Origin of the sequence: Halorubrum sp., assembly GCF_046498025.1 — an archaeon.
GTDB lineage: Archaea > Halobacteriota > Halobacteria > Halobacteriales > Haloferacaceae > Halorubrum.
In genome coordinates this window covers 35,844-47,048 of the sequence record NZ_JAWOBM010000013.1, presented here as the reverse complement: position 1 = coordinate 47,048, position 11,205 = coordinate 35,844, and the positions used below count along the sequence as shown (strand labels likewise).

12 protein-coding genes and 1 tRNA gene are annotated in these 11,205 nt (G+C 69.4%); 6 read left to right on the top strand and 7 right to left on the bottom strand.

The genetic code is table 11. From position 1 onward, the window contains the following. The first annotated feature begins 47 nt into the window (after window positions 1-47). Both R6U01_RS02395 and R6U01_RS02390 read left to right on the top strand, forming a co-directional pair. Window positions 48-1,118 carry a Gfo/Idh/MocA family protein gene (locus R6U01_RS02395; RefSeq protein WP_410284863.1) on the top strand — a complete coding sequence of 357 codons (1,071 nt, stop codon included), beginning with the start codon at window positions 48-50 and terminating at the stop codon, window positions 1,116-1,118. A 130-nt stretch (window positions 1,119-1,248) separates the two neighbouring features. Beyond that, window positions 1,249-2,469: a DUF418 domain-containing protein gene (locus R6U01_RS02390; protein WP_410284862.1), complete on the top strand. Its 1,221-nt coding sequence runs from the start codon at window positions 1,249-1,251 to the stop codon at window positions 2,467-2,469. 603 nt (window positions 2,470-3,072) lie between these two features. Here R6U01_RS02390 and R6U01_RS02385 read toward each other — a convergent pair. Genes R6U01_RS02385 through R6U01_RS02370 form a run of 4 tightly spaced genes read right to left on the bottom strand, consistent with a single transcriptional unit; the run spans window position 3,073 to window position 4,990 of the window. Next, window positions 3,073-3,792 (bottom strand): fumarylacetoacetate hydrolase family protein, encoded by a 720-nt coding sequence (locus R6U01_RS02385; RefSeq protein WP_410284861.1) that lies wholly within the window; start codon window positions 3,790-3,792, stop codon window positions 3,073-3,075. Between the two features lie 60 nt (window positions 3,793-3,852). Next, complete coding sequence (locus R6U01_RS02380; protein WP_410284860.1) at window positions 3,853-4,305, bottom strand: hypothetical protein; 453 nt, start codon at window positions 4,303-4,305, stop codon at window positions 3,853-3,855. After that, complete coding sequence (locus R6U01_RS02375; protein ID WP_410284859.1) at window positions 4,305-4,712, bottom strand: hypothetical protein; 408 nt, start codon at window positions 4,710-4,712, stop codon at window positions 4,305-4,307. Before R6U01_RS02375 ends, R6U01_RS02380 begins: the two co-directional genes overlap by 1 nt. Further along, complete coding sequence (locus R6U01_RS02370; RefSeq protein WP_410284858.1) at window positions 4,709-4,990, bottom strand: ubiquitin-like small modifier protein 1; 282 nt, start codon at window positions 4,988-4,990, stop codon at window positions 4,709-4,711. Before R6U01_RS02370 ends, R6U01_RS02375 begins: the two co-directional genes overlap by 4 nt. 121 nt (window positions 4,991-5,111) lie before the next feature. On the opposite strand from R6U01_RS02370, the gene R6U01_RS02365 reads away from it, so the two are divergent. Further along, window positions 5,112-6,641, top strand: coding sequence for a GMC family oxidoreductase (locus R6U01_RS02365; protein WP_410284857.1), 1,530 nt, complete (start codon window positions 5,112-5,114; stop codon window positions 6,639-6,641). Window positions 6,642-6,674: 33 nt separating this feature from the next. On the opposite strand, the gene R6U01_RS02360 is transcribed toward R6U01_RS02365, so the two are convergent. Genes R6U01_RS02360 through R6U01_RS02350 form a run of 3 tightly spaced genes read right to left on the bottom strand, consistent with a single transcriptional unit; the run spans window position 6,675 to window position 8,887 of the window. Next, a complete protein-coding gene (locus tag R6U01_RS02360) occupies window positions 6,675-7,058 on the bottom strand; it encodes a hypothetical protein (protein WP_410284856.1) in 384 nt (127 codons plus the stop codon). Between the two features lie 36 nt (window positions 7,059-7,094). Next, window positions 7,095-7,892, bottom strand: a complete 798-nt coding sequence (locus R6U01_RS02355; protein ID WP_410284855.1) for an alpha/beta fold hydrolase — start codon at window positions 7,890-7,892, stop codon at window positions 7,095-7,097. After that, window positions 7,889-8,887 carry a PhoU domain-containing protein gene (locus tag R6U01_RS02350; RefSeq protein WP_410284854.1) on the bottom strand — a complete coding sequence of 333 codons (999 nt, stop codon included), beginning with the start codon at window positions 8,885-8,887 and terminating at the stop codon, window positions 7,889-7,891. The genes R6U01_RS02355 and R6U01_RS02350 overlap by 4 nt, the downstream gene beginning before the upstream one ends. Before the next feature lie 243 nt (window positions 8,888-9,130). Between R6U01_RS02350 and R6U01_RS02345 the strand changes: the two genes are divergently transcribed. From R6U01_RS02345 to R6U01_RS02335, 3 genes are all read left to right on the top strand, one after another. Then, the gene (locus tag R6U01_RS02345) at window positions 9,131-9,535 is read left to right on the top strand and encodes a MaoC family dehydratase (RefSeq protein WP_410284853.1); all 405 of its coding nucleotides are present in this window, start codon (window positions 9,131-9,133) and stop codon (window positions 9,533-9,535) included. A gap of 213 nt (window positions 9,536-9,748) precedes the next feature. Continuing rightward, a tRNA-Glu gene (locus R6U01_RS02340) sits at window positions 9,749-9,859 on the top strand. Window positions 9,860-9,955: 96 nt separating this feature from the next. Beyond that, window positions 9,956-11,155, top strand: a complete 1,200-nt coding sequence (locus R6U01_RS02335; RefSeq protein WP_410284852.1) for a cystathionine gamma-synthase — start codon at window positions 9,956-9,958, stop codon at window positions 11,153-11,155. Window positions 11,156-11,205: the final 50 nt, after the last annotated feature.

Here is an 11,205-nt window from a genome sequence, read left to right as displayed (position 1 = left end):
GACAACCGGAGCGTGAACCTTAACAACATTCGTTGTGAATTTCGGATATGACTCACGCGAACGATATCGCCATCGGGATCGTCGGACTCGGCGGGATCGGTAACCACCACGCGACGAAGTTGGCCGAGCGCGGCGCGAACCTCGTCGGCGGAATGGATATCGACGCCGGCGCTCGCCGCCGGTTCCACGAGAAATTCGGCGTTCAGATCTACGAGGACGAGCTGGACCTCTACGCGCAGTGCGACGCCGTCCTGATCACCACGCCGAACCGGTTCCACGAGGAGTACGCGGTGTCGGCCCTGGAGGCCGGCCTCGACGTGCTCTTAGAGAAGCCGCTCGCGCACACGATCGACAGCGCGGAGCGCATCGCCGCCGCCGCTCGCGACGCCGAGGGGTTCTGCATGGTCGGGTTCAACAACCGGTTCGCCGAGCCGGTGCAGGTGATCAAAGGCTACCAGGACGAGGGGCGGTTCGGCGAGACGACCCACGTCGAGGCGAACTACGTCCGACGGCGCGGGGTCCCCGGTCGCGGGTCGTGGTTCACGTCGAGCCAGGTCGCCGGCGGCGGCGCGCTCATCGACATCGGCGTCCACGCCATCGACCTCGCGCTGTACTTCCTCGACCACCCGGAGGTCGTCGAGGTGTCGGGCGAGACGCGCTCGGAGTTCGGGGACCGCGACGACTACGCGTACGTCCACATGTGGGGCGTCGACGACGGGGCCAAGGGGTTCGACGTCGAGGACTCCGCCTCGGCGTTCATCCGCGACACCGACGGCAACACGGTGTCACTGGAGGTCGCGTGGGCGACGAACCGCCCCACCAACGACGAGTTCGTGATCCGGGGGACCGAGGCCGGTGCGACGTTCGACCGCGGCAGCAACGAGCTCACGATCCACGAGGCGAAGTCCTTCGACGGCGACCAGCACCACTTCGCCGACACCGAGGTGAAGACCCGCGAGGGCGACAGCCACGACGCCGAGCAGGGAGCCTTCCTCGAAGCGGTCGCGGCGGGCGAGGCGCCCGCGATCAACACGGTCGAGGAGGCGCTCTCCGTCCAGCGCGTCATCGACGCGATCTACCGGTCCTCGGAGCGCGGCGAGGCCGTCCGGCTGGACTGACGGGAACGCCGACCGCACCCCCGACCCGGCTCGAGTTCCGTCCGCTCACACTCGATCAGGCTCGGTTTCCGTCAGCGCATCCCCGTATCCGAACCTATTCGGTCCTGGGGGTCCTCCGCTGAACCAATCCGTGACACGCGACGCCGGCCCGACGCCGCCCTCCGAACGCATCGTCAGCCTCGACGCGCTCAGGGGGTTCGCCCTCCTCGGAATCTTAGTCATCAACGTCTGGGTGTTCGCCATGCCGGAGACGACGCTTTTGAACCCAACCGTCTACGCCGATTCGACCGTCTACGGCGACTTCAGCGGCGCGAACTACTGGGCGTGGTTCGCCGGCCACGTGTTCGCGCAGGCGAAGCTGATCACGCTGTTCTCGGCGCTGTTCGGCGCCGGGGTCCTCCTGTTCGTCGAGAGCAAGGAGGAGAAGGGCCAGCCCGCCGTTCGGCTCCACTACCGGCGGACCGCGGTCCTCATCGCGATCGGCCTCATGCACGCGTACCTGCTGTGGTACGGCGACATCCTGGTCGCGTACGGGTTCACGGGGCTGTTCCTGATCACCCTCCGCGACACGGAGGCGAAACAGCTCGCAGCGCTCGGCGGCCTCTTCCTCCTGTTCGTCCCGGCGATGGAGCTGTTCGCCGCGGTCAGTATCGGGGGCGACGCGATCGCGGCACAGTGGGCGCCGAGCGAGGCCGCGCTGCGCCAGGAGGTCGCGACGTACCGGAGTGGCTGGCTGGAGCAGATGGACCACCGCGTCCCCTCGTCGTTCCAGCGACAGACGACCGGCTTCATCGGCTCCAGCTTCTGGCGCGTCGGCGGCGTGATGCTCCTCGGGATGGCCCTGTACCGCTGGGGCGTCTTGACCGGTGAGCGCTCGGCGGCGTTTTATAAACGACTCGTCGCGGGCGGGGTCGTCGGCGTCGCGGTCGTCGCCGCCGGCGTCGCCTACATCGAGGCCAACGACTGGAGCGCGGGCGCGGCGCTGTACTGGCGGCAGTTCAACTACTGGGGGAGCCTCCTCGTGGCCGGCGGCTACCTCGGGTTGGTCATGCTGTACGCGAAGCGGCGGCCGAACGGCCCGGTCACGAGGACCTTCGCCGCGGTCGGTCGGACCGCCTTCACGAACTACCTGCTCCAGACCGTGCTCGCGACCTCGATCTTCTACGGGCACGGCCTCGGTCTGTTCGGCTCCGTGAACCGCGTCGAACAGTACGGGATCGTCCTCGCGATCTGGGTCGTGCAGGTGGCCCTGTCCGTGGCGTGGCTCAAGTACTACCGATACGGCCCCGTCGAGTGGGTCTGGCGGACGCTCACGTACGGGGAGCGACAGCCGCTGAAGAATCCGGACTAATCGGACTACGGGGGTCGTCTCTTTGTCGGTTTACTCGGCGTCCGTTTATATACCGTTGCCGTCGCTGTCACCACGAACACCTCCAAAGTCCCAGCCACGCTCGGTTATGCAGTGACTCATATAAATCGCTGATCAACACGAACACCTCCAAAGCCCCAGCCACGCTCGGCTCCCACAGCTCGCTGCGCTCCTCGCTCAGTCGCTTGCGCTCCTTCGCTTCGGTGCTTGCGTCGCTGGGGTTCGCCGAGCGCGGCTGCCCCTTTGAGTCCCGCCCCGCACCACCGGAAGACGGTCACGCGGTTTCACCGCGTGAGCAAGCGAGACCTCCGGTCTCGCCCTGCTCCTGCTCGCTTCGCTGCGCGGGCTGCGACTTCCGTGCTCCCGCTCGCGTTGTCGCCGGGGGCTGTGCCGCCGGCTGCAAGAGGGACCTCCGGTCCCTCCCTACTCGCGGGACCGCAACCGCACCTCACGCCTCCCCAGCCTCGTCGGACCGGCGCGGCTGCGCCGGTCCGACTCCCTCGTGCGGTCTGCTCGCGCCCTGAAGGGCGCTCGCAGGCGCGCGTCACCGCACGTCTTCTTAAATACTCTTCTCGATCTCCTCGTCTACTTCCCGTCGCCGACCCGGTTCCGGAGCGTGCCGACCCCCTCGTAGGTGATCTCGACTTCTTCGCCGGGCTCGACGAGACCCGGGTTCGCCGGGCTGCCGAAGGCGACGCAGTCGCCGGGCTCGAAGGTGAACCGCTCTGAGAGGTACGAGACGATCTCGTGTGGGCCGAACAGCATCAGTTCCGTGTTGGCGTCCTGCCGCTGCTCGCCGCCGACCGTGGTGGCGATGTCGAGGTTCGTCGGGTCGACGTCGGTCTCGATCCACGGGCCGAGCGGTGCGGAGCCGTCGAACGCCTTCCGCGCGGTCCGACCCTGCTGGTCGAGCGCGTCGACGTCGTTCAGGATCGTGTAGCCGCGGACGACGTCGGGGACGTCCTCGGGGGCGAGGTCCCGACAGCGCTCGTCGATGACCGCGACCAGCTCGCCGGCGTAGGTCAGCTCGTCGGTCCACTCGGGGTACGGGATCGACTGGCCGTGCGCCAGCAGGCTCGCCGGCGGCTTGATGAAGAAGTCGGGCTCCTCCGGGCGCTCGTACGCCATCTGGTCGAGCGTCTCGGCGTAGTTCCGCCCGACGCAGTAGAGCGCGCTCGGGTCGCACGGCGGGAGGAGCCGCCCGTCGCGGCCGACCTCGTAGCGACCGTCGTCGGCGACGATCGCTCCGTCCTCGTAGCGTCCCGAAACGGGTCCGTCCGGCGTGAGCAGGCGTGCGAGTCGCATGGCGGCACGTCCGCGCGGGGCGCCGAAAAGGCGTCGGTCGGCGCCGCCGCCCCGCGCGGCTCACTCCGCGTCGCGCTCGGGCGGCTCCGTCGCGTCGCCGGCGCGTTCGTCTCCGGTCCCGATCACGACGCCGGACCGGATCTCCAGCGCCGTCTCGAACTCCTCGCGGCTCGTCTGGCCGGATCCCGCGCGCTCGACCGCCGCCTCGTGGGCCCGCGCGACGGCGTCGCGCTCGCGGTCCGAGAGGCCCAGCCGCTCCCCGACGCTCGCCCAGTGATCGGGCTCGACGAGGAACGTCTCCCGGTCCGACTCGACGGCGATACGTTCGTACCGCCGCCGGTAGTCGCCGATCCGCGGGCCAAGATCCGCCTGCACGCGGGCGAGGAGCGCGGGGAGCCGCTCGGCGGGGACGCTGGCGAGTGCCGCCGTCTTCATCAGCGCGGTTCCGTCGATCGGGTAGTCGCCGCCCGGCGACGTCGACTCCGCCTTCGGCGGCTCCTCGTTCCCGACCATCAGCCCCCGGCCCGCATCGCCTTCTGCCGGTACTGCGGGAGGAGCTCGTCGAGCGCCTCCGCGTCGCCCGCGAACTCCGCGGTCACCTCGGTGAGCGTGATCGCGGCCGCGGCGGTCACCGTCTCGGTGCTGAGCGCGACGCGCCACCCGTCGCCCTCCACGCGGGTCGCCTCGGCGGGGTCGTCCGTGCCCACGAGTTCCCCGCCGAGATTGACGAGGTAGTGCGCCGCGAGTCGCCGCGAGATGCCCCGGTACGCGACTGTCTCCCGCTCCCACCCCTCCTCGGCGTGCGGACGGGAGGCCCCGTCGTCGCCGGACGTGTCGTCGCCGGACGTGTCGTCGCCGGACGTGTCGTCGTCGCTCGCGTCGCGGCCCGACCGATCGGGGGCGTCGTCGTCGCCGGTCATGCGCCGCCCGCGACCGGCGGGAACACCGAGAGTCGGTCGCCGTCCTCCAGCGCCGTCTCTAGTCCGTCCAGGTGGAGCACCTCGCGACCGTTCTTCAGCACGTTGATCTGCGGCGCGAGGTCGCCGTCGACGACCAGTCGCCCGGCCATCCCGTCGTACTCGGCCTCCAGCTCCCGCAACACGTCGCCGACGCTCGACCCGTCGGCGAACTCCGCCTCGACGGTCTTCCCGCCGGCGGCCTCGCGAAACGTCGCGAAGAACCGCAGTTCCAGTTCCATGTCAACAGGGTCGGTCCGTACGGTTATAAATCGGTCCCGCGTCGCGAAACGGGTGACGGCCGTAACATGCTATGGTATATCATAGCACTTAGCTGTGGTCCCCTCGACCGTTCCGTCGGAAATGTCCGAAGAGACGTATGACTACGCGGTCGTCGGGGCGGGATCGGCGGGCTGCGTGGTCGCGCGCCGACTGGTTGAGCAGGGAGCCGACGTCGTCCTCCTCGAAGCGGGAGCATCCGACGAGGAGGACCGAGAGAAGATCTACACACCCGTCCGGTTTCCGGAACTCTTCAGAACCGAGGCCGACTGGGAGTACTACACCGTACCGCAGCCGGAGCTGAGCGACCGGGAACTGTACCAGCCCCGCGGAAAGACGCTCGGCGGGTCGAGTTCCCTGAACGCGATGATATACAACCGCGGGGTCCCGTGGGACTACGACAACTGGGCGTCGATGGGGAACGAGGGATGGGACTCCGACGAGATGCTCGACGTGTTCAAGCGGAGCGAGGACTTCGTCGGGACGGGCGACGAGGAGTTCCACGGCCGGGGCGGTCCCCTGACCGTGGCAGACCTCTCAGACCCTCATCCGACCTCCGAGGCGTTCGTCGAGGCCGCGGTCGAGTGCGGCATCGAACGGAACGCCGACATTAACGGGCGGACCCAGACCGGCGCCGGCCTGTACCACGTGACCCAGCGCGACGGGGAACGCTGCAGCAGCGCGGCGGCGTTCATCAAACCGATGCTGGACCACGAGGGGCTGACGGTCGAGACTCGCGCGCACGTCACCGATATCCGGTTCGACGACGCGAACCGCGCCGAGGGGGTCGACTACCGGAGGGGCGGCGAGACCCACCGGATCGACGTCGAGGAAGAGGTAGTGCTCAGCGCGGGGGCCTACGACACCCCGCAGTTACTGATGTGCTCCGGCGTCGGGCCGGCGGACCACCTGCGCGACCACGGCATCGACGTGGTCGCAGACCGACCGGGCGTCGGCCGAAACCTCCAGGACCACTTGTTCAGCTTCGTGGTGTACGAGCGGACGGACGACGAACCGCCGGCGCCGACGTCGAACGTCGGGGAAGGTGCCGGCTACACCTACGTCGACGACGACCAACCGGCGCCGGACCTCCAGTTCCACTTCTGTCCCACGTACTACATGAACCACGGCTTCGACAACCCGGAGGGCCTCGGGTTCTCGATCGGCGCGACGCAGGTACGCCCCGAGAGCCGGGGACGGGTGGAGCTCGCCTCGGCCGACCCGACCGACGACCACGTCATCGATCCGCGGTACCTCTCGGCCGAGCCGGACCTCGAGGTCCTCCGCGAGGGGATCAAACGAGCCCGGGAGATCGCCCGGTCCAGCGCCCTCGACTCGGTCCGCGGCGAGGAGGTCTGGCCGGGCGAGGACGTCGAGACCGACGCGGAGATCGAAGAACACGTGCGTGAGACCGCCCACACGGTGTACCACCCGGCCGGGACGTGCCGGATGGGCGACGGCGAGTCCGCGGTCGTCGACGACCGGCTCCGCGTGCACGGCGTCGAGGGACTCCGGATTGCCGACGCATCGGTGATGCCGACGATTCCGAGCGGGAACACCAACGCGCCGGTGATCGCCGTCGGCGAGCGGGCGGCGTCGCTCATCGGGGCCTGATCGACCGCCCCGACCCACAGCCTGCAAGGAGGCTTACAGGTCCGAGAGCCGGATCCCGTCCTCGACGAGCCGGAAGTTGCGCTCGCGGTCCAGCTCGTCGCCGAGCCACTCGTGTTCGTACAGCTGTCCGATCAGCTCCACGTAGAGGTTCCGCCACGCGATCGCGTAGATCGGCGACTGCCCCCACGCGCGCAGCTCCGGGACGAACTCGTGGTACGTGCTCGCCTGTGCCTCCATCCGCTCGATCGCGTCGACGACGACCTCGGCCGCCTCCGCGGGCTCGGCCCCCGTAATCTCCTCGTTGATCCGCGACTGGATCCCGGCGATGGCGCGCCGCATGTCCTGCGCCGCGGTGCCGTCTTCCTCGGGCAGCGACTCGACGACCCCTCGCGGCACGCCGAGTTCTATCTCTGGCATGCCGAAGGCTCCGGCGGCGACGCTCAAAAAACCCGCTCACCGGCCGGACCGCACGGCGGGGGCGTCGACGAGCCACCGGCCCGTGAGGGTCCCGACCCGCTCCCGCATGACCGCCGGATCGGTCGACACCGACTCGTCCCCCCGCTGCGGGCCGTACGCGCCGAACCCGGCGTGGTTGACCCCGTCGAGCTCGACTACGTGAGCGTCCCCGGGCAGGTTCGACCGGCTCTCGCGCTCGCGGTCCGCGTCGATCACCCCGTCTGCGGCTCCGAGCACCGAGAGGACCCGCAGGCCGCTCTCGGAGACGTCACTGTCGCAGTAGGAGGCGTGGAGGACGAGCCCGTCGAGCTCGTCGGCGTGGGCGGCCGCGTACCGACAGGCCATCGCGCCGCCGAGCGAGTGGCCGCCGACGTACCACGAGTCGACCTCCGGGAACGCCGCCCTCGCGTGGTCGGCCCGGTCCGGTCCCAGCACCGCGAGATTCAGGGGCACGTCGACGATCACGACGGCGACGTCTCGCCCCGCGACCGCCGCGGCGGCGGTCGGGACGTAACTCTCAGGGTTCACGCGCGCACCGGGATAGTAGATCAGCCCGCGCGTCTCCGCGGTCACCGACCCGCTCCGAACCACCGTCAGCCCGTCGACCCGCTCGACCGTAACGGCCGGCGAGGACTCGACCGCGTCCACCGCCGCCTCGTCCGGGCCCGCACCGACCGCGAAGTAGAGTCCCACGCCGGTCGCGACCACCGCTACCGCCAGCGCGAGTACCGCGACGGCGATGCCGAGGGTGCGGCGGGATGGGAGCCGACCCGGGTCGTCGCCCTCGTCGCTCACGGCGTCGGGGCGGCCTTCTGGAGGGCCGTCTCGGCGATGTTGCCGCCGTAGTCGGCCGACCGGAGCACGGAGTCGACGACGAGCCCGAGCAGCTGCGCGCGCGCCGGGTCGAGGTCGCGGAGGAGCTCGTCGATCGCGCGGACCCGCTCGTCGATCGCCCTGACGCCGGTCCGGGCCTCGTTCGCCAGCCGCGTCGCCTCGTCGCTGTCGTCGGCGAACAGCGCGTCCATCGCGGTGTCGATCACCTCGACGGCGTCGGCGTGGAGGTCGTTGACGGCCTCGACGACCGCGTCGGGCAGCGGTTCCTCGATGCTGAGCGTCAGGTGGCCGATCTTCGTCGCGTGGTCGCCGATCCGCTCCAGCTGGCGGGCGCTGGAGTGGTAGTCGAAGCACTCCTCGCGCGGGAGCCCGAGCTCCTCGGCCGCCTTCGGCGTGCGAAGCGTCGCGCGGAAGATCCGGGAGACGACGAGCCACAGCCGGTCGAGGTCGTCGTCGCGACCGATCACGTCGCGCGCGAGGCCGTGGTCGCGCTCGGAGAGCGCGGCGATCGCGTCCTCCAGCATCGACAGCGAGATCAGTCGCATCCGGGTGACGGCGTTGTGGATCGACAGCTCGGAGGAGTCGAGCAGGTCCTGGATGACGACCCGGTCGCGGGTCTCCTCTAACACCTCGAGCCCGACGAGGCTCTGGACGGCCTCGCGGATCGTGGAGCGCTGGCCCGTGGTGATCTCGGCGCCCTCCAGCTCGATCACGTCGAACCCGCTGACGTACATCGTCGTCACCGCGCGGGTGAGCGCCTGGCCCGAGAGGTCGGTGACGTCGAGCGTCCCGCGCGTGCGCTCCTCCTCCGACCGCGGCGTGAGGAACAGCGAGTCGCCGTCGGGGAAGAACTCGATCTCGGTGCCGGCCTCCACGCCGTTGTCGGTCGCCCACGTCTTCGGGATCGAGACCGTGTACGTCGAGCCGCCGGTGACCTGCACCTTCCTCGTTTCCATGCATCAGGATCGCACACGATCTCCCTTAAATTTATTGAAAATATATACTCGTCTTCTCACCGGCACAAACGCCACCAGACGGTGTTTCTCCGAACTACTCACCGGCGTCGGTCACACTGTGGACCGGAATCGAGCGATATCGTTGTTGATTATATATCTCTATATATCAGACGCGGCGCGTAGGCCGTCGGCGTTCGAGGGCGAACCCCGGGATTGAGGCTCCTGGGGGTGGATCGGTAAGTCATGCCAGTCGCGACCGTCGGTGATACGGCGTCCCACGAGGTACAGGTCACGGACGAGGCGATCGACGCGTTCGCCGAGCTCTCCGGCGACGAGAACCCGATCCACCTCGACGACGCGTACGCCGCGGAGACGCTGTTCGGCGGGCGCGTGGCGCACGGGATGCTGTCGGCCGCGGCGGTCTCCGGGGCGCTCGCGTCGCTCCCGGGCGACATCGTCTACCTCGAACAGGAGCTGTCGTTCACCGCGCCCGTCCGGCCGGGCGAGACGGTCAGGGCCACCGTCGAGGTCATCGAGGACCTCGGCGAGGACCGGCTCCGGGTGCGGACGGCAGCGTTCGTCGACGCCCGCGACGAGCGCGTCCTCGACGGCGAGGCGACGATCCTCTCGCTGGCGCACGAGGAGTAGGGGACGATCGCGGACGCCGCGTCGCCCCGCACGACACCCTTTCGATAGCTCGGTCGACGCCGGAGACACCCCCGCCCCGACCGACCCGGGAGACACCCCCGCTCGGACCCCGGCGGCGCGGCCGGGTTTGGGGGCCGGATCCCCGTGCCGTGCCGTCGCACGGTGGCGAAAGTTGAGAAGAGTTAAATCGGATGCGGCGTTAGCCAAAGTTGCGCTCGGTTGGTGTAGTCCGGCCAATCATGTTGGCCTTTCGGCGGATTCGGCGCGACGGTGCGCCGGTTCGGAAGTCAGCCGACGACCAGGGTTCAAATCCCTGACCGAGCACTTCTCGCGAACCCGTTCGGCGAGCGGCGATACCGTCTCCCTGAGAACCCGGTGTCGAAGGGGAAGAGTCACCACGCCCGGCGTCGTCGCTCCGGTATGAGCGATCAGTCCGACGGCGACGACGCGAGGCCCGACGGCGGCGATCACCGTCGCTTCGAGACCCGGGCGATCCACGCGGGACAGGAGCCGGACCCGGAGACCGGCGCGCTGATGACGCCGATCCACGCGAACTCCACGTACAAACAGGACGCCCCGGGCGACCACCGCGGCTACGAGTACAGCCGGACCGGAAACCCGACCCGGACCGACCTGGAGGCGAACCTCGCGTCGCTGGAGTCAGGGAGCCACGCGCGCTGCTTCTCCTCGGGGATGGGCGCGATCAACACCGTCCTGAACCTGCTGTCGGCGGGCGACCACGTCGTCGCCGGCGACGACGTGTACGGCGGCACCCACCGCATCCTCACGCAGGTGTACGACAAGTACGACGTCGACACCAGCTTCGTCGACACGACCGACCTCGACGCGGTCCGGGACGCCATTCGCGAGGAGACGGAGTTGGTGTGGGTCGAGACGCCGACGAACCCCCTGATGAACGTCAACGACATCGGCGCGCTCGCCGAGCTCGCGCACGCCAACGACGCGCTCTGCGCGGTCGACAACACGTTCGCGACGCCCTACCTCCAGCGTCCGCTCGAACACGGCGCCGACATCGTCTCCCAGTCGCTGACGAAGTACCTCGGGGGGCACTCCGACACGATCGGCGGCGCGCTGATCGTCGACGACGCCGACCTCGACGAGCGGCTCGGCTTCTACCAGAACTCGGTGGGCGCGACGCCGGGGCCGTTCGACTCGTTCCTCGTGCTCCGCGGGACGAAGACGCTCCCGGTGCGGATGGACCGGCACTGCGAGAACGCGATGGCGCTGGCCGAGTGGCTGGAAGACCACGACGACGTCGAGCGCGTCTACTATCCCGGGCTGGAGAGCCACCCGGACCACGAGCTCGCGGCCGAGCAGATGGACGCGTTCGGCGGGATGCTCTCCTTCGAGTTCGACGGGAGCCTCGACCAGGCGTCGACCGTCGTGAGCGAGACCGAGGTGTTCACGCTCGCGGAGTCGCTCGGCGGCGTCGAGAGTCTCATCGAGCAGCCGGCCGCGATGACCCACGCCGCCATCCCGCGCGAGGAGCGCCTGGCGGCCGGGCTCACGGACGGCCTCATCCGCGTCTCGGTGGGGATCGAACACGTCGACGACATGAAAGCCGACCTGCAGGCCGCGTTCGACGCGGCGCTGGAGTAGCGGGACGCGGATCGCGGAGTCACCGGACGCGGATCGCCGACTCCGCCACC